This window comes from Bradyrhizobium sp. SBR1B (assembly GCF_014198205.1).
Classification (GTDB): domain Bacteria; phylum Pseudomonadota; class Alphaproteobacteria; order Rhizobiales; family Xanthobacteraceae; genus Bradyrhizobium.
The window spans coordinates 308,662-326,566 of record NZ_JACIHC010000004.1 but is presented as its reverse complement, the minus strand read 5'-3'; the positions used below and the strand labels follow the sequence as shown (position 1 = coordinate 326,566).

Genomic DNA, 17,905 nt, shown 5'->3' with positions numbered 1-17,905 from the left:
GCCATGGACACGATCCTGGTCGTCAATGCCGGCTCTTCGAGCGTCAAGTTTCAGGTCTATTCGGCGTTGGGCGACGGTGCGCTCCGGCGTCAGATCAAGGGACAAATGGATGGCATCGGCAGCCGCCCGCGCCTGCGCGCCAGCGGTGCGAGCGGCGATGCGCTGGCCGATCGCGCCTATTCGGTTGAAGCTGTGCCCGATGTGCCCGCCGCCATGTCGGTTGCCGGCAACTGGCTGCGCGACGAGCTTCTGATTACGCCGATCGCGGTCGGTCATCGCGTCGTTCATGGCGGGCCGGACCATGTCCGCCCGGTCCTGATCGACCACGGCGTCGTCTCCCGCCTCGAACGCCTTGTCAACTTGGCGCCGCTGCATCAGCCGCACAATCTCGCGCCGATCCGCTCGCTGCTCGCGAATTTCCCTGGGCTGCCGCAGGTGGCGTGCTTCGACACGGCATTTCACCGCACGCATGATCTCGTCGCCGATCACTATGCGATTCCGCAGCAGCTCTATGCCGAGGGTGTGCGGCGCTACGGTTTTCACGGGCTCTCCTACGAATACATCGCCCGGACGCTGCCCGGTGTGGCGCCTGAGATCGCCAAGGGGCGGGTCATCGTTGCCCATCTCGGCAGCGGCGCCTCGATGTGCGCGATCAAGGAGGGACGCAGCGTCGAGAGTACCATGGGCTTCACGGCGCTCGACGGGCTGCCGATGGGAACGCGTCCGGGGCAGATCGATCCCGGGGTCATCCTCTATCTCATCGCCGAGAAGGGCATGCCGGCCGCGAAGGTGCAGGACTTTCTCTATCGGGACTGCGGTCTGAAGGGGCTTTCCGGCGTCAGCAACGACATGCGCGAGCTGGAAGCGAGCACCGATCCGCGTGCGCGGCTCGCAATCGACCATTTCGTCTATCGGATCGGCCTCAACGCGGGCATGCTGGCCGCGGCCTTGCAGGGCCTGGATGCCTTCGTCTTCACTGCCGGTATCGGGGAGAACTCGGTATCGATCCGCGCACGTATCGCCGAGCAGCTCGGTTGGCTCGGCGTCCGCCTTGATGCCGGTGAGAACGCCCGCCATGCGCCCCTGATCTCGGCAGCCGACAGCCGCGTCCCCGTCTACGTCATTCCGACCGACGAGGAGCTGATGATCGCACAGCACACGCTATCGCTATTGATGGACGGTCAGTTGATCAACACGAGACCTAAGAGGGTGTCATGATCCCAGTATTTCCGGACAGCAAGGTGGCCCTGAAGGGAAAGAAGGGACTGATCGTCGGCATCGCCAACGACCAGTCGATCGCCTGGGGATGTGCGCGCGCGTTTCGTGCACTGGGGGCTGATCTCGCGGTGACCTATCTGAACGACCGCGCCAAAAAGCATGTCGAGCCGCTGGCGCAGGCGCTGGAAGCGCCGATCTTCATGCCGCTGGACGTGATGGCCGAAGGGCAGACCGAGGCGGTGTTCAAGCGCATCGCGTCGGAATGGGGGCAGCTCGATTTCATGCTTCATTCCATCGCCTTCTCGCCGAAGGAAGCGCTGCACGGCCGTGTCGTCGACGTCGGCCGTGACGGCTTCCTCAAGACCATGGATGTCTCATGCTGGTCGTTCTTGCGGATGGCTCATCTCGCCGAGCCGCTGATGAAGAACGGCGGCACGCTTTTCACCATGACCTATTACGGCAGCCAGATGGTGGTGGAGAATTACAACGTGATGGGTGTCGCGAAAGCCGCGCTGGAAGCCTCGGTCCGCTATATCGCCGCGGAGCTCGGCCCGAAGGGCATTCGCGTGCACGCGATCTCGCCGGGCCCGCTGGCCACCCGCGCGGCTTCGGGGATTCCCGAGTTCGATGAGCTCATGGACAAGGCGCAGTCGAAGGCGCCGGCGCGCAGTCTCGTCAGCATCGACGATGTCGGGAACGCCACCGCGTTCCTCGCGCTCGACGGCGCCAAGCTGATCACGGGCGGCGTGCTCTATATCGACGGCGGCTATCACATCATCGATTGAGGCCGCCGACGGATCAGACGTTCATTTCCGGGACGTTGTCGGGAAGAGCCAGCTCGGCTTCCGTGAGCGCCATGACGTCGCCGACACTGCCCCCGGGCGCGGTCTCCAGCAGCGTCGCCCTGCCGCCGGAGAAGCCGATCACGGCCATGTCCGTGACGACGAGATCGACCGACCGCGCCGAGGTCAGGGGCAGGGTGCATTGGGCGACGATCTTCGACTTGCCCCTGGCCGCATGCTGCATGGCGACGATGACGCGCCTGGCGCCGCTGACGAGGTCCATCGCCCCGCCCATGCCGGGCACCATCTTGCCGGGGATCATCCAGTTGGCGAGGCGGCCCTGCGCGTCGACTTGGAGGCCGCCGAGCACGGCACAAGATCGACCTTGATCTCGTTCGTCAGCATCTGCTGCTGGGCCTTGGGATTGAGCCCGACATGCGTCGCGGTCAGACGCGACACGAGCGATGCGTCAAACAACTTGCCGACGCCTTTGCCCGGCAGTGCGGCATCGTTGCAGATCGCCGACAATCCGGTCTTCTGCTGCCGGACCATTTCATCGAGCAAGCGCTCCGGTGTTCCAATACCCATGAAGCCGCCGACATCACGCTGGCGCCAGCGGGAATCATCGCAACGGCTTCTTCAACGGCCACAGCCTTCATGGGTGGAACTCCGGTCGGGCATGAGCCACGCGCACTCTTGATCTGCGTCAAGGCTCGCCCTCGTTCGCGAATGACGATGCCGGTGCCACGCGCCGCGCCAGAGCTGTGGATGCGCCGGTCCGCCGCGGCGGGGGCGCCGCGGAATTGTCGCAATTCGGCAACAATGTGGTACGAATACATCAGTATCCGCCCATCGCGGACCCGTTTTCAGCACCACCATTGCCGGAATGACCAGCGCAGACACCTCGGCCGCACACTTTGACACGACACCAGCGGAAGAGCCCCGGCGTTGGTCGGCGCGGCGCTGGCTGGCGCCCTTTGCCGTGGCGCTGGCGCTGCTCTCGGCCTTCCTGACCTTCCTGGTTCTGACCGGCCTGACCACGATCGAGCCGACGCCGGCGGTGGTCCGCTCGATCTACCTGACCAACGCGGCCACGATCCTGTTGCTGGTCGGGATCATCATCCGCGAGCTCTGGCAGCTGATTCTGGCGCGGCGGCGGGGCAGGGCGGCGGCGCGGCTCCATGTCCAGATCGTCAGCCTGTTCTCGATCGTGGCGGTGCTGCCGGCGGTGCTGGTCGCCGTCGTCGCCAACGTCACCATCGAACGCGGCCTCGACCGGCTGTTCTCCGGCCCGACCAAAGAGGTGATCCAGAATTCGCTGACGATCGCGCGGGCCTATATGCAGGACCATGCGCAGCTGATCCGCGGCGACATTCTCGGCATGGCCAACGACATCGCGCATGCCCGGCCGCTCTACGACCAGGATCGCCGCTCGTTCCGGGAGATGCTGAGCGCCAGCGCCAGTTCCCGCAACCTGCCGGGCGCGATGATCATCGACAAGAACACCAACATCCTGGAATCCGCCGACACCGGCATGCGGCTCGCCTATTCGCCGCCCGCGTCCGACTTCCTCAGCAACGTCAACGAGTCAGAGCCCGAGATCGCGGTCCTTCCCGATGCGAGCTTCGTGGCCGCGGTGATCCGGCTGCGCGCCTTCAGCGACACCTTCCTCTATGTCGCCCGTCCGCTTGATCCGAACGTCGTCAATCAGCTCAAGCAGACCGAGGTCAGCGTCGCCGAATACGCCCAGATCGAGTCGCGCCGGCTCGGCATCCAGGTTGCCTTTGCGCTGATGTTCGCCGTGATCGCGCTGACCATCCTGATGGCCTCGGTGCTGATCGGCCTGAACTTCGCCAATTCACTGGTCTCGCCGATCCGGCGGCTGATGAACGCGGCCCACACGGTCTCGACCGGCGACCTCCATGTCCAGGTGCCGGTGCACCAGTCGGAAGGCGATCTCGCGCAGTTAGGCGAGACCTTCAACAAGATGACGCAGGAGTTGCGCAGCCAGCGCGATGAGCTCGTCAACGCCAGCGACCTGATCGACAGCCGCCGTCGCTTCATCGAAGCGGTGCTGTCCTCCGCAAGCGCCGGCATCATCGGCGTCGATGCTTCCGGCAGCGTCGGCATTTTGAACCGCTCGGCCGAGAAGCTGATCGGGCACTCCGAGGCGGAGACGCTCGGTCATCCGCTCTCCGACGTGCTGCCCGAGCTGGACGAGATGATGAAGGCGGCGCGGGAAGGGAGCCAGCGTCTGGTGCAGGGCCAGATCACGATCACCCGCGACGGCACCGAGCGCAATCTCTCGGTCCGCGTCAGCGCCGAGAAGAACCAGCCGCATGACAGCTACATCATCACGCTCGACGACATCACCGAGCTGGTCTCGGCGCAGCGTACCTCGGCCTGGGGCGACGTGGCGCGCCGCATCGCGCATGAGATCAAGAATCCGCTGACGCCGATCCAGCTTTCGGCCGAGCGAATTCGCCGCAAGTTCGGCAAGGGCATCACCGAGGCCAAGGACAAGCAGATCTTCGAGCAGTGCACCGACACCATCGTGCGCCAGGTCGACGACATCAGGCGCATGGTCGACGAGTTCTCGCGCTTTGCGCGGATGCCGAAGCCGGTGATGGAAGGCGAGGACGTCGCCGATACCGTGCGGCAGGCCGTGTTCCTGATGAAGGTCGCCCATCCCGAGATCGATATCGAGGCCGAATTCAAAGACGATCCGCTCCGCGCGCAGTTCGACCGGCGGCTGATCTCGCAGGCCGTCACCAACATCGTCAAGAACGCCACCGAGGCGATCGAGCAGGTCCCGCCGGAGGAGCTGGGCAAAGGCCGCATCGACGTGGTCGTGTCGCGCGAGGGCGAGGACGTTCTGATCGACGTCATCGACAATGGCATCGGCCTACCCAAGGTCGCGCGCTCGCGGCTGCTCGAGCCCTATGTCACGACGCGTGCCAAAGGCACCGGCCTTGGCCTTGCGATCGTCGGCCGCGTGCTGGAAGACCATGGCGGGCGCATCGAGCTGAAGGATGCTTCCGACTTCCGCGAGGGCCAGCGCGGCGCCTGGATGCGGATGCGCTTCGCAGTCTCCGGCCAGCCGGCGAAGTCCGAGGGAGCCGAGCAGGCCCCGGCGGCCGCGGTCAAGGACGCAACCGGCGAAGAGGCCGGCGCTCCTGTCAAGGACCCGGCGCAGGAAACAAAAGAGCTGGCGGCCGAAACCAAAGAGGCCGCTGAAAAGACCAATGATTCAACGAAAATCGAAGCCTCAACAGGCAGCTGACAAGACAGGGCGCGACCCATGGCAAGTGAAATTCTGATTGTCGATGATGAGGCCGATATTCGGGATCTCGTCGCAGGCATTCTCGAGGACGAGGGTTTTGTCACGCGGACTGCGCGCGACAGCGACTCTGCACTGGCTGAAATCGCCAACCGGCGGCCGCATCTGGTGTTCCTCGACATCTGGCTGCAGGGCTCCAAGCTCGACGGCTTGCAGCTCCTGGAGCAGGTCAAGAAGGACAATGCCGACCTGCCGGTCGTGATGATCTCCGGCCACGGCAACATCGAGACCGCGGTGGCCGCGATCAAGCGCGGCGCCTACGACTTCATCGAGAAGCCGTTCAAGGCCGACCGGCTGATCCTGGTCGCAACCAGGGCGCTGGAGAACTCGCGGCTCAAGCGCGAGGTCAAGGAGCTGAAGCAGCTGGCGCCGAGCGCAAGCCAGCTCGTCGGCCGCTCGCCGAGCATGAACCAGCTGCGCCAGACCATCGAGCGCGCGGCCAAGGCCAACAGCCGCATCCTGATCGTCGGCCCCGCCGGCGCCGGCAAGGAATTGACGGCGCGCACGTTGCATACGGCCTCGGGCCGCGCCGACGGTCCCTTCGTCGTCATCAACGCCGCCGCGATCACGCCCGAGCGCATGGAGCACGAGCTGTTCGGCGTGGAGCAGTCCAACGGCGAACAGGCGCGCAAGCCCGGCGCGCTCGAGGAAGCCCATGGCGGCACGCTGTTCATCGACGAGATCGCGGACATGCCGCGTGAGACCCAGAACAAGATCCTGCGGGTGCTGGTGGAGCAATCGTTCCAGCGCGTCGGCGGCACCGCCAAGGTGCAGGTCGACGTCCGCATCATCTCCTCGACCGCGCGCAATCTCGAAGAGGAGATTGCGGCCGGCCATTTCCGCGAGGACCTCTATCATCGCCTCTCGGTGGTGCCGATCCGCGTGCCTGCGCTGTCGGAGCGGCGCGAGGACATCCCGGAACTGATCGACTATTTCATGGAGCAGATCTCGGCCGGTAGCGGCCTGCCCAAGCGGCAGATCGGCCAGGACGCGATGGCGGTGCTGCAATCGCATGTCTGGCCGGGCAATGTGCGCCAGCTCCGCAACAACGTTGAAAGAGTCATGATTCTCGCCGCCGGTGGACCGGAGGTCATCATCACGGCCGACATGTTGCCGCAGGACGTCGGCTCCATGGTGCCGGCGATGCCGACCAGCAACAATGGCGAGCACATCATGGGCCTGCCGCTGCGCGAGGCGCGCGAGGTGTTCGAGCGCGACTATTTGATTGCACAGATCAGCCGTTTTTCAGGAAATATTTCTCGCACAGCCGAGTTCGTTGGCATGGAACGGTCGGCGCTGCATCGAAAGTTGAAAGCGCTCGGTGTCGGCTAGCGCGTGCTGGTGCGAAGCGGGTACCGGTTCGCACTGGGAAAACGTCGTCAGAACAAGATCTAACGCCGCGACGTTGCGGCGACACCTTTGAATAAAACGAGGAAATTCATCGATTTCCGTAGTTTTTCGGGGCAATACGGCGCCCGCTGCCGCGTGAAGCGGCTTGCCTAATAGGTCCACCTGTCCTCTAATTGCACAGCTGTTCCTTCCGAGGGGGATCTCATGAGGAACGGCAACCGGGAGAGGCTCCGAACTTCACAAAGAGAGCCGCAACCGGCGCAATAAAAAGAAACTCAAAGCGAGAAAAAAACAATGGCGGCAGACCGCGCACAAAACCTACAGGACACCTTCCTTAATCACGTTCGCAAAACCAAGACGCCACTGACGATCTTTCTGGTCAACGGAGTGAAGCTCCAGGGCATCGTGACCTGGTTCGACAATTTCTGTCTACTGCTTCGGCGCGACGGTCATTCGCAGCTCGTCTACAAGCATGCGATCTCGACCATCATGCCGGGTGCGCCGATCCAGTTGTTCGAAGGCGGCGAGGATCAGCCGGCTTGAGAGTGATCTGATTGGAACCCCGGAATTTCGACGGGGATGCCGACCGTCCGCGGTCGGCAGGGGCTAAGCAGACGGGGCGGGTGCTTGTCATCGGCCCCTATTTGCGGGTGCGCGCAGGCGGTGCCGACGCGCAATCGGAGACTCATATCCAGCGCAACGCCGAGGCCCGGCTCGATGAAGCCGCCGGCCTCGCGCGTGCGATTGATCTCGTTATTGCCGACGCCATCGTCGCGCCCATCAGCCAGATCCGCCCCGCGACCTATATCGGCAAGGGCAAGGTCGAAGAGATCGCGGCGCTGGCCAAGAGCCTCGACGTCGAGCTCGTGGTGATGGACTGCGCGCTGGCGCCGATCCAGCAGCGTAATCTCGAGAAGGAATTGCACGCCAAGGTGCTCGACCGCACCGGCCTCATCCTGGAAATCTTCGGCCGCCGCGCCAAGACCAAGGAAGGCTCGCTCCAGGTCGAGCTCGCGCATCTCAACTACCAGCGCTCACGCCTGGTGCGCTCATGGACCCATTTGGAGCGCCAGCGCGGCGGCTTCGGTTTCATGGGCGGTCCCGGCGAGACCCAGATCGAAGCCGACCGCCGCCTGATCCAGGAGCGCATCTCCAAGCTCGAGGGCGAGTTGAAGAAGGTGCAGGCGACGCGGCGGCTGCATCGTGCCGGCCGCCAGCGCGTGCCATATCGCGTCGTCGCGCTGGTCGGCTACACCAATGCCGGCAAGTCGACGCTGTTCAACCGCCTGACGCGTGCCGACGTGCAGGCCGCCGACATGCTGTTCGCAACCCTCGACCCCACGCTGCGCGCACTCAACCTGCCGCACGGCGGCAAGGCGATGCTGTCGGACACCGTCGGTTTCATCTCCAACCTGCCGACCCAGCTCGTCGCCGCCTTCCGCGCCACGCTGGAGGAGGTGCTGGAGGCCGATGTCATCCTGCATGTGCGCGACATATCCCATGAAGATGCCGAGGCGCAGCAGAGCGACGTCGACGCCGTGCTGCGCCAGCTCGGCATCAACCCCGATGATTCCGGCCGCATTATCGAGGTCTGGAACAAGATCGACCGCTACGATTCCGAGCAGCGCGAAGAGCTCCTGAACATCGCCGCACGCAGGCCGGAGGATCATCCGGCGATGCTCGTCTCCGCCGTGTCGGGCGAGGGCGTCGACGCGCTGCTCGCCGCGATCGAGCAGCGGTTAGCAGCCAAGCGCACCACGCTCGACCTCTCGATCGACGCCGCCGACGGCGCCGGCATCAGCTGGCTGCACCGCAATGCCGAGGTGCTGGCGAAAGAGCTGCACGACGGCCGTTTTGATATGACCGTGCGGGTGGACGAGACCAAGCGGGACATCGTGGTGTCGCGGTTTGATGCGGTGCCGCGCCTTCCTGCGTAACAGCTGTCGTCTCGGACAAACGCAGCCCTCGTAGGGTGGGCAAAGGCGCGTGAGCGCCGTGCCCACCATTTGCCCGTTGTTGAAAGGCGTGGGCACGGCGCGCGAAGTGCGCGCCTTTGCCCACCCTACGAATTGTCCTTCGCCAGGACGACAGCAGAATTAGCGGCTCGCTTCCTTGCGCCGTTCCTGCGCCGATTGCTCATCACCCTTCGCCGCATTCCACAGCGCGTCCATCTCCGCCAGCGAGGCCTGCTCCAGCGTGCGGCCCTGCGCTTCCAGCGCCCGCTCGATATAGGCAAAGCGCCGCTCGAATTTTGCGTTGGTCGCACGCAATGCGGCCTCCGGATCGGCGTCGACATGGCGGGCGAGGTTGACGAGGGCGAACATCAGGTCGCCGGTCTCTTCCGCAATCTCCTGCTTGTCGTTGCGGTCGAGCGCAGCCTCGATCTCGTCGGCTTCCTCGCGGATCTTTTGCAGCACCGCCCGCGGGTCGTTCCAGTCGAAGCCGACGGTGGAGGCCTTGCGCTGCAGCTCCATGGCGCGCGTCAGCGCGGGCTGGCCGGCCTTCACGCCTGACAGCAGCGATTTGTGCGTCGGCACCTGCTCCGGCGGCCGGCGCGCGGCGCGCTCGGCCTTCTCCTCGGCCTTGATGCGGTCCCAGACTTCCTTGACGTGGGAGGAGGCGAGATTGCCGTCCTTGTCAGCGAAGACGTGGGGATGGCGCCGGATCATTTTCCGGGTGATGGCTTCGACGACGTCGCCGAACGCAAAAGCATTCTGCTCCGAGGCCATCTGGGCGTGGAACACGACCTGCAACAGCAGATCGCCGAGCTCCTCGCGGAGATCGTCGAGATCGCCCCGCGTGATGGCGTCGACCACCTCATAGGCCTCCTCGATCGTGTAGGGCGCGATGGTCGCAAAATCCTGCTCGAGGTCCCAGGGGCAGCCGGTCACCGGCGTGCGCAGCGCCGCCATGATCTCGATCAGGCGGGAAATGTCGCGGGAAGGGGTCATTGCGGGGCGCTCTCCTGGCTCCAAAACCTTATGCCAAAAGCGGCCCGCCGTTCCCAGCGCGGCGGGGCGGAACAGGCCGATTTCCACCGATTGGCGGGCCGCGTCTGCAGTGCTAAAGCGCGGGCCATGAGTGACGCATTTTCATCACAAACCGCGCTGGTGCTGTTTTCCGGCGGCCAGGATTCCACGACCTGCCTCGCCTGGGCGCTGAGCCGTTTTTCGCGCGTGGAGACTCTGGGGTTCGACTACGGCCAGCGCCATGCCATTGAGCTGGCCTGCCGTGAGCGGCTGTTCGACGGGGTGAAGGCGCTGCGCGCCGATTGGGCCGCGAAGCTCGGCGAGAGCCATACGCTGTCGATCCCGACGCTGGCCGCGGTGTCCGAGACCGCGCTGACGCGTGACGTCGCGATCGCGATGGGCGCCGACGGCCTGCCGAATACGTTCGTGCCCGGCCGCAACCTGGTGTTCCTGACTTTTGCGGCGGCGCTGGCCTACCGGCGCGGCATCACCCACATCGTCGGCGGCATGTGCGAGACCGATTATTCCGGCTATCCCGATTGCCGCGACGACACCATCCGCGCCATGCAGGCCGCGCTGTCGCTCGGCATGGCCAGACAATTCGAGCTGCACACGCCGTTGATGTGGATCGACAAGGCCGCGACGTGGAAGCTGGCGCAGGATCTCGGCGGCGACGGGCTGGTCGATCTGATCCGCGAGCACTCCCACACCTGCTATCTCGGCGAACGCGGCGCGCAGCATGATTGGGGTTATGGGTGCGGGGAATGCCCGGCATGCAGCCTGCGGGCGAAGGGCTGGCGGGAGTTCGTGGTGGGGCGCAAATAGCGCTCCGATCTCCGCTGTCATTCCCCGCGAAGGCGGGGAATCCAGTACGCTGCGGCTTCTCCGTATCCCTCCAGCGTCTCTGGAATACTGGATCACCCGCCTTCGCGGGTGATGACAGTGCTGGATGGAGCAGCAGCGCCCACAGAACATTGCGCCAATTGACTACCCCGCAAAATCCTCCGGCTTAAGCTCAATTGGCTTGCCGTGTGGCGTCCTATCCGCCGCGTGGTCCCAGGCATCGCGGTAGCGATGCAGCGTCTCCGTCGAGGCGACACCCTTGCGTGCGACCAGACCCTCCAGCGTGGCGAGCCAGTGCAGATAGTAGGTCTCGCCCGTATCAGGATCGCCGGCGGCCTGCGCGCGCTTGATCTCGTCGGCCAGGCTGGCTGCCCATTCCGGCCAGGTGAACACGCCGCGCTCGTGCAGGCTCAACGCCATCGCGAATGCATGCGCTTCCCAGGGCGCGCGGAACACCGGGCCGTCGTCATCGCGGGGAATGCTGGGTATGGCCGCGGTGGCTGCGGCAGCAGCGGTACCACTCATTGCGCCGGATCCAGATAGGGCTCGAACGCGTCGATCGAGACCTTCAAGGTGGGATCACCATCCTCGCCCCAGAGATCGCGGCCCTCAAACACCACCGTGTAAAGCCATTGCGGGTTCTCGCCGAGCTCCATCGCCGCCGAATCCGGAAACACGTGGCAGCCATGGTTCAACTCGACCACGCCGACATGGCCGCGCACATAGCGCGGCAGCCGCGTGTGCGTGGCCGGATGGATGTTCTTGGCGCGCACGCGATCGCCGATGTTGAATTTTGCCGGCGCCGGGGCAGGGCGGGCGAACTTGCCGCGCACCATCACGCGCTCGACATTGGCGAGATCGAACCTGCCGTGCTTGAGCGCCTTTGCCGGCTGCATCGCGTGGCCGGCGGCGACCTCCTCTCTTGTGAGGTAGCCTTTCTCGATCAGCATCTCTTCGAGCCCGAGAAACCACTTCTTGTAGTAGGAGCTCGACAGATAGACGTGCGGAGGCAACGTCTCGCGATAGAAGCGCGAGGTGTCGATGTTGAAGGCGCCGGCCGCGCCCATCGCGCGCACCATCGCCAGTACGCGGGACTCCCACTCCTCATGGAACATCGGCTCGTTCGGCTCCGGCTCGACCTTGCCGAAACCGTCCATGCCGCCCATGTCGTGCACGCCGTTCATGACGGCGCTCCCGGCGATTTGGGAAAGCCGGTGCCGATCATGGAATCGCGCGTGACCAGCTCGGCGAGCTGCTCCTCGCTCCAGCCCTCCGTGCCCGCGGGGCGCATCGGCAGCACCAGGAAGCGCGTCTCGGCGGTGGAATCCCACACCCGGATCTCGATGTCCTTCGGCAGGTTGACGTCGAAATCGGCGAGCACGCCACGCGGATCCTTCACCGCGCGGGAGCGGTAGGGCGCCGCCTTGTACCAGACCGGCGGGAGGCCCAGCATTTCCCAAGGGTAGCATGAGCAAAGCGTGCACACGACCATGTTGTGACGCGCGGGCGTGTTCTCGACCACGACGAGATGATCGCCGACGCGGCTGACATGGCCGAGCGTGCCGATCGCCTTGGAGCCGTCCTCCAGCAGCGCTTTTCTGAACGCCGGATCGGTCCAGGCCTTGGCGACGACGCGTGCGCCGTTGTGCGGGCCGATCTTGGTCTCATAGGCCTGGATGATGGCGTCGAGCGCGGCCGGCTCGACATAGCCTTTTTCGGTCAGGATCGTCTCGAGCGCGCGCACGCGCAGCTCGGTCTCCGACAGCTCGGAATGGTCGTGATCGTGGCGGTGGTGATGGTCGTGATCGTGGCTCATGACGTCGAAGATAGGCGCAATGGCCCAGGCCTGTCGAGTATCCGCCGCGGCGCATCCGGGTCCCATATTCGTGAGGCCGGATGTAGGCTAGCATCGCGGCAGAGCAGACGGGGAGACCTTGGTGACGGATTACGTTAAGATCGAAAGGGGCCTCGGGCCCGAGGGGCGGATTGCAGTGGTGCGCTTCGATCGGGGCGACGGCATCAATGCACTGTCACCCGAGGCATTGCGGCAGCTGACCGCGGCGGCGCGCAGCTTCGAGGACGATTCCGCGACGTCGGTCGTCATATTGACCGGCAGCTCGGGCGCATTCAGCGCCGGCTTCGACCTCAAGGACGCCGAGGGGCACTCGCGCAAGGAGATGGACCTCGGCACGCTGCGGCGGCACCTCAAGCTCGGGCCGCGTCTGACGCACGCCTGGCAGGAGATGGAGCAGATCACGATCGCGGCGATCGAGGGTTTTTGCGTCGGCGGCGGTGTGGCCCTCGCCGTCGCGCTCGACTTCCGCATCATAGGCCGCGACGCACATCTGCGCGTGCCGGAAATCGGGCTCGGCATGAACATGAGCTGGCAGAGCATCCCGCGCATGCTGCATCTGATGGGGCCCGCACGCACCAAGCAGGCGGTGATCCTGGCTGATGAGCGCATCTCAGCGGATGAGGCCCATGAATGGCGCCTGGTGGAGCAGGTGGTCGATCCCGGCCATGCCTTCGAGGCCGCCATGGATCTCGCCCGGAAGGTCGCCGCGCAGCCGCCGCTCTCGGTCGCGATGACGAAGCTGACCGTCAACCGGCTCGCGCATGCGCTGGACGATCTCGCCAGCCACATGGACGTCGACCAGTTCGCGCTCGCCAGCTTCAGCGAAGATCACAAGGAGGGCGTCGAGGCGTTCCTGGGCCGCCGCAAGCCGCGCTTCAAGGGGCGCTAGATCTATGCCCGGCCATTGATCGCACAACCGGCAGTCCCTATACGCGGCGCAGGGACAAGAGCAGGCTGGGCGCACCGGCCGCACAGGCAACGACGATCGAGGGGAGGGTCCATGACTGCTAGCTCGCAGGCGCCGGAGGCGAAAGGCTTTCGCTGGAAACTGGTCGCGCCGCTCGCGGTGTGGCTGGTGATCTATCTGTGGCCGGTGCCTGCAGGGCTCAACGTCAATCAGTGGCACTATTTCGCCGTGTTCGCGGCCGTCATCACCGGGCTCATCCTGGAATCGATGCCGGTGGGCGCGGTCGGCTTCATCGGTCTCACGGTCGCGGGCGTTGCCGGCTATATCGACCCCGATCCGACCAAGTCGCTGCGCTGGATGCTGGCGGGCTTTGCCGAGAGCACGGTCTGGCTCATCGTCGGCGCCTTCGTGTTCTCGATCGGCTATCGCAAGAGCCAGCTTGGCCGGCGCATTGCGTTGGTGCTGGTGCAGCGCCTTGGCCGCAACACGCTCGGCCTTGGCTATGCCGTGGCGATGTCCGACTTCCTGCTCGCGCCGGCGACGCCGTCGAACACCGCGCGCAGCGGCGGCATCGTCTATCCCATCATCAGCAACATCCCGCGCATCTATGGCTCCGAGCCGGGGCCGACCGCCGGCAGGATCGGCACGTATGTGATGTGGACCGCCTTTGCCGCGACCTCCGTCACGAGCTCGCTGTTCTTCACCGCGCTTGCGCCCAACGCGGCGGCGCTGGCGATCGCCAAGAAGACCGCCGGGGTCGAGGTCAGCTGGGGCCAGTGGTTTCTCGGCTTCGCGCCGCTCGGCATCCTGCTGATGGTGCTCGTGCCGCTGCTCAGCTATCTGGTGTGCCGGCCGGAGGTGAAAAGCAGCCCTGAGATTTCCGAATGGGCCGCGAAAGAGCTCGGCGCCATGGGCCCGATGTCGCGCAACGAGTGGATCATGCTCGGCCTGATCGTGCTCGCGATGTTCCTGTGGATCGCGGGCTCCAGCCCGGACATCCACATTCCCGTGCTCGGCTCGAACTTCGTCAATGCCACCACCGTCGTGTTCATCGTGATCTCCCTGATGCTGGTGACCGGCGTGATCGAGTTTGCCGACATTGTCAGCGAGAAAAGCGCCTGGGAGGTGTTCTTCTATTTCACATCGCTGCTGACGCTGGCCTCCGGCCTCAACGAGATCGGCTTCATCAAATGGTTCGCGACCGAATACGCAAAACCGCTTGCCGGGCTGTCGCCGTCGACCGCGATGCTGCTGCTGGTCGCGCTGTTCTTCTGGATCCACTATTTCTTCTCAAGCATCACCTCGCATGCCGCCGCCGTGCTGCCCGTCGTGCTCGCGGTCGGATCGGGCATCCCCGATCTGCCGGTCACGACACTCGCGATGCTCTGCATGTACTCGCTCGGCCTGATGGGCGTGATCTCGCCTTACGCGACCGGACCGGCGCCGATGTATTTCGGCAGCGGCTATATCGGAAAGGGCCAATTCTGGGGTTTTGGCCTGATCTTCGGGCTGCTCTATTTCGCCGGGCTCCTGCTGATCGTGCTGCCCTGGTTGCAGATGGGATGAGCCGGGTGGGGCGCTGATAGCCCCGGTGGAGGAATATTCTTCTTCGGGGAGAGTTTGGGAAAACTTCGTCCAACTCCTTCCAAATATCTGACATTGCAACACAGTCCTGAAAGGGCGATGGTGCGTGCTGCGGTGCAGCGCGTTCCTCGCGAACCCTCACCGCGATTTCACCCCGTCGCTCGACGCGACCCGGTTCCCGTACGCCCCAAGGGCAGGCGGGCAAGCGAACTATTGTGCATGAAGGCCGCTTCCATGAATGCCCACCAATCGCTCGCGGTCGGACAGCCGATCGAGAGGTGTGAAGCGATTTCACCTGCCGCAGCTGAGCCGGACGGGATGGTCCGTTTCGCCGGCATCTCGAAGACCTATCCGGCCTATCGCGGCAAGCCCGGCGTCAACGCGCTGCAAAACATCGACTTCGCGATCCCGCGCGGTTCCATCACCGGCGTGATCGGCCGCTCCGGCGCCGGCAAGTCGAGCCTGGTGCGGCTCATCAACGGGCTGGAGAAGCCGACCACGGGGCGCGTCGTCGTCGACGGCCGCGATATCTCGGCGCTGGCGGGGCGCGAGCTGCGGCTGGCGCAGCGCTCGATCGGCATGATCTTCCAGCATTTCAACCTGCTGTCGTCGCGCACGGCGGCCGACAACATCGCGTTGCCGCTTGAGATCGCCGGCTGGTCCAAGGCCGACATCAGGGCCCGCGTTGCCGAGCTGCTCGCGCTTGTCGGCATCGCCGACAAGCACGACCGCTATCCGTCAGAACTTTCCGGCGGCCAGAAGCAGCGCGTCGGCATCGCGCGAGCCCTCGCCACGCGGCCGAGCGTGCTGCTGTCGGACGAGGCGACTTCGGCACTCGATCCGCAGACCACGCGCGCGATCCTCGATCTGCTCGCCAACATCAACCGCGAGCTCGGGGTGACCATCGTATTGATCACCCACGAAATGTCCGTGGTGCGCCAGCTCGCCCGGGACGTCGTGGTGCTCGACGCCGGCCATGTGGTCGAAAGCGGCCATGTCGCGGACATCTTCACCCACCCCAAGCATCCGATCACGCAATCCTTCCTGGCGGAGGTGACCGGCGACAGCCTGCCGGTCTCGCTGGCGAGCCGGATCGTGGCGGAGCCGTCCGCCGGCGGGCAGGCCGTGATCCGCCTCGGGGTGCGCGGGGCAGGGGCCGGCGACACCCTGGTCGCGCGGCTCGCCCGCGAGCTCGGCCTCGACGTGTCGCTGCTGGCGGCACGCATCGACGAGATCGGCGGCCAGCATGTCGGCTCGCTCGTTCTCGGCATTCCTCTCGGTATTTCTGGCGGCGCGGAGGCGACGGCGCGCACGCTCGCCTTTCTCTTTCAACATCAATTCCCGGCGGAGCATCTCGGCTATGTCGCCTGAACTCATCAACCTGATCGTCCAGGCCACCTTCGAGAGCCTGTACATGGTCGGCATCGCGGCGCTGCTCGGCACCGCCTTCGGCCTTCCACTCGGCGTTTTCCTCGCAACCAGCCGGAAAGGGGAGCTGTTCGCAGCTCCCATCGTCAATCGCGTCCTCGGCATCGTCGTCAATGCGACGCGGTCCACGCCCTTCATCATCCTCGTCGTCGCCATCATCCCGTTCACGCGCTTCGTTGCGGGGACCTCGATCGGATCGACCGCCGCAATCGTGCCGCTGACGATCGCGTCGGCGCCGTTCATCGCGCGTCTGGTCGAAGGTGCCATCCGCGAGGTCGATGGCGGCCTGATCGAGACGGCGTCCTCGTTCGGCGCGTCGCCCATGCAGATCGTGTTCAAGGTGCTGATCCCCGAGGCGCTGCCGGGACTTCTGCTGGCACTGACGCTCGCGGTGGTCAGTCTGCTCGGCTACTCCGCGATGGTCGGCGCGGTCGGTGGCGGTGGCTTGGGTGATCTCGGCATCCGCTACGGCTATCAGCGCTTCATGCCGGAGATGATGCTGGCCGTCGTCGTCGTGCTGATCGCACTGGTGCAGCTCGTCCAGAGCGCCGGCGATTATCTGGCGCGCCGGGTCAACCGCCGGCTGCGGCATCGCTGAGCCGGATCAGGTACACCTCGCGCGCCGCAGTGTCTCCGAGGGCTTTTCGGAGAAGTGACGCTTGTAGTCGAGCGAGAACTGGCTGAAGTGCCAGAAGCCGTGCTGCACGGCGACGTCGTAGACGGAGGCATCGGTGCCGCCGGCGCGCTTGAGATCGCGCCGCACGCGGTTCAGCCGCATCGCGCGCCAGTAGTGCATCGGGCTCGTGCTCAACACCTCCTGAAAGCAATAGCCGAGCTTGCGCGGGCTGGCGCCGACCGCCTTGCAGACCTCCAGCAGCGAGAGCGAGCGATCGCCGCTGCCATGCATCAGCGCCCGCGCACGATCGACCGTGCGCTTGCGCGCCGCGGCGCTGCGGCCGGGATCGCTGGGGCGTGCGGTCGGCAGCATGTCCATGATCTCGACGAGAAGGGCGTCTTCCAGCGCCTGCCCGACGGCCGGATCGTCGAACCGTTCGGGGGCAGTCGAGATGGTCTCGTGGATCGCGGCAAGGTGAGCGCGCAATCGCGCGACCGGTGCCTGCGCCATCTCGATCACCCGCAACTGGTGCCAGACCGCGCGCGGCAGCTCGATATCGAGCCGGGCGGCAAGCTCCTCGATCAGCGCCGCGCTGGCGACAACACCGCGCAGCTCGAATGATTTCGGCGTGCACATATCGACCTCGGCGTCGATGCAGGCGATGACCTGGGCGCCTGCAACGCTGGCGCCGTTGCAATTGACCTCGCCGTCACCGTGCCAGGGCAGACCGATGCCGAAGCTGTCGGCCCCCAGCTGGCCGTATTGGCGGACCTGCTGGCTGGTGATCTCGCGGAAGACGTCAAGCTGGGGCAAGGAGAGTTGGGTGAAGCTGCCCCTGAAGGCTCCGGCGCTGATCTGGTCGTAGCTGAGCCGCCAGCGACCGAGCGAAGCGCAATGCTCGTCGACATCGGTACTGCTGGCCTGAAACAGGCCGACAGCCGAGTCCAGAGTCGGAAGAGTTGCGCCTAAGGGCATGACGACACGTCGAAATTCACCACCCGACAGCGGGCAAG

General features: G+C 65.2%; 16 protein-coding genes and 1 pseudogene. 11 read left to right on the top strand and 6 right to left on the bottom strand.

Annotation, left to right across the window (positions count from 1 at the left end):
- The first annotated feature begins 3 nt into the window (after window positions 1-3).
- A complete protein-coding gene (locus tag GGD61_RS13275; protein WP_092258249.1) occupies window positions 4-1,218 on the top strand; it encodes an acetate/propionate family kinase in 1,215 nt (404 codons plus the stop codon).
- Window positions 1,215-2,003 carry an enoyl-ACP reductase FabI gene (gene fabI / locus GGD61_RS13270; RefSeq protein WP_183230774.1) on the top strand — a complete coding sequence of 263 codons (789 nt, stop codon included), beginning with the start codon at window positions 1,215-1,217 and terminating at the stop codon, window positions 2,001-2,003. The genes GGD61_RS13275 and fabI overlap by 4 nt, the downstream gene beginning before the upstream one ends.
- A 13-nt stretch (window positions 2,004-2,016) precedes the next feature.
- On the opposite strand, the pseudogene GGD61_RS13265 reads toward fabI, so the two are convergent.
- Window positions 2,017-2,552 (bottom strand): annotated as a pseudogene (locus tag GGD61_RS13265) (CoA-transferase).
- A 334-nt stretch (window positions 2,553-2,886) separates the two neighbouring features.
- Here GGD61_RS13265 and GGD61_RS13255 point away from each other — a divergent pair.
- The 4 genes from GGD61_RS13255 to hflX all read left to right on the top strand — a co-directional run bounded on the left by GGD61_RS13255 (window position 2,887) and on the right by hflX (window position 8,627).
- Window positions 2,887-5,283, top strand: coding sequence for a PAS domain-containing sensor histidine kinase (locus GGD61_RS13255; protein WP_018320441.1), 2,397 nt, complete (start codon window positions 2,887-2,889; stop codon window positions 5,281-5,283).
- A gap of 18 nt (window positions 5,284-5,301) precedes the next feature.
- Entirely contained in the window at window positions 5,302-6,672 is a 1,371-nt protein-coding gene (locus tag GGD61_RS13250) for a sigma-54 dependent transcriptional regulator (protein ID WP_018320442.1), read from the top strand.
- A 312-nt stretch (window positions 6,673-6,984) separates the two neighbouring features.
- Complete coding sequence (gene hfq / locus GGD61_RS13245; RefSeq protein ID WP_007591126.1) at window positions 6,985-7,233, top strand: RNA chaperone Hfq; 249 nt, start codon at window positions 6,985-6,987, stop codon at window positions 7,231-7,233.
- A gap of 11 nt (window positions 7,234-7,244) precedes the next feature.
- Window positions 7,245-8,627 carry a GTPase HflX gene (gene hflX, locus GGD61_RS13240; RefSeq protein WP_177237177.1) on the top strand — a complete coding sequence of 461 codons (1,383 nt, stop codon included), beginning with the start codon at window positions 7,245-7,247 and terminating at the stop codon, window positions 8,625-8,627.
- A gap of 159 nt (window positions 8,628-8,786) precedes the next feature.
- Here the strand turns inward: hflX and mazG are convergent, their stop codons facing one another.
- Window positions 8,787-9,641: a nucleoside triphosphate pyrophosphohydrolase gene (mazG, locus tag GGD61_RS13235; protein WP_092258239.1), complete on the bottom strand. Its 855-nt coding sequence runs from the start codon at window positions 9,639-9,641 to the stop codon at window positions 8,787-8,789.
- 126 nt (window positions 9,642-9,767) lie between these two features.
- On the opposite strand from mazG, the gene queC reads away from it, so the two are divergent.
- Window positions 9,768-10,484 (top strand): 7-cyano-7-deazaguanine synthase QueC, encoded by a 717-nt coding sequence (gene queC, locus GGD61_RS13230; protein ID WP_092258236.1) that lies wholly within the window; start codon window positions 9,768-9,770, stop codon window positions 10,482-10,484.
- 162 nt (window positions 10,485-10,646) lie between these two features.
- Here queC and GGD61_RS13225 read toward each other — a convergent pair whose 3' ends face one another.
- Genes GGD61_RS13225 through nthA form a run of 3 tightly spaced genes read right to left on the bottom strand, consistent with a single transcriptional unit; the run spans window position 10,647 to window position 12,318 of the window.
- Complete coding sequence (locus tag GGD61_RS13225; RefSeq protein WP_092258233.1) at window positions 10,647-11,027, bottom strand: nitrile hydratase accessory protein; 381 nt, start codon at window positions 11,025-11,027, stop codon at window positions 10,647-10,649.
- Window positions 11,024-11,686: a nitrile hydratase subunit beta gene (gene nthB / locus GGD61_RS13220; RefSeq protein WP_183230773.1), complete on the bottom strand. Its 663-nt coding sequence runs from the start codon at window positions 11,684-11,686 to the stop codon at window positions 11,024-11,026. The genes GGD61_RS13225 and nthB overlap by 4 nt, the downstream gene beginning before the upstream one ends.
- Window positions 11,683-12,318: a nitrile hydratase subunit alpha gene (gene nthA, locus GGD61_RS13215; protein WP_092258227.1), complete on the bottom strand. Its 636-nt coding sequence runs from the start codon at window positions 12,316-12,318 to the stop codon at window positions 11,683-11,685. The genes nthB and nthA overlap by 4 nt, the downstream gene beginning before the upstream one ends.
- A 121-nt stretch (window positions 12,319-12,439) precedes the next feature.
- Between nthA and GGD61_RS13210 the strand changes: the two genes are divergently transcribed.
- From GGD61_RS13210 to GGD61_RS13195, 4 genes are all read left to right on the top strand, one after another.
- On the top strand, window positions 12,440-13,246 hold the full coding sequence (locus tag GGD61_RS13210; protein WP_092258624.1) for an enoyl-CoA hydratase/isomerase family protein: 807 nt from the start codon (window positions 12,440-12,442) through the stop codon (window positions 13,244-13,246).
- Between the two features lie 111 nt (window positions 13,247-13,357).
- Window positions 13,358-14,830, top strand: coding sequence for a DASS family sodium-coupled anion symporter (locus GGD61_RS13205; protein WP_092258224.1), 1,473 nt, complete (start codon window positions 13,358-13,360; stop codon window positions 14,828-14,830).
- A 237-nt stretch (window positions 14,831-15,067) separates the two neighbouring features.
- Window positions 15,068-16,219 carry a methionine ABC transporter ATP-binding protein gene (locus tag GGD61_RS13200; protein WP_177237176.1) on the top strand — a complete coding sequence of 384 codons (1,152 nt, stop codon included), beginning with the start codon at window positions 15,068-15,070 and terminating at the stop codon, window positions 16,217-16,219.
- A complete protein-coding gene (locus GGD61_RS13195) occupies window positions 16,209-16,874 on the top strand; it encodes a methionine ABC transporter permease (protein ID WP_092258218.1) in 666 nt (221 codons plus the stop codon). The genes GGD61_RS13200 and GGD61_RS13195 overlap by 11 nt, the downstream gene beginning before the upstream one ends.
- A 6-nt stretch (window positions 16,875-16,880) precedes the next feature.
- Here GGD61_RS13195 and GGD61_RS13190 read toward each other — a convergent pair whose 3' ends face one another.
- Complete coding sequence (locus GGD61_RS13190; RefSeq protein ID WP_092258215.1) at window positions 16,881-17,867, bottom strand: helix-turn-helix domain-containing protein; 987 nt, start codon at window positions 17,865-17,867, stop codon at window positions 16,881-16,883.
- Window positions 17,868-17,905: the final 38 nt, after the last annotated feature.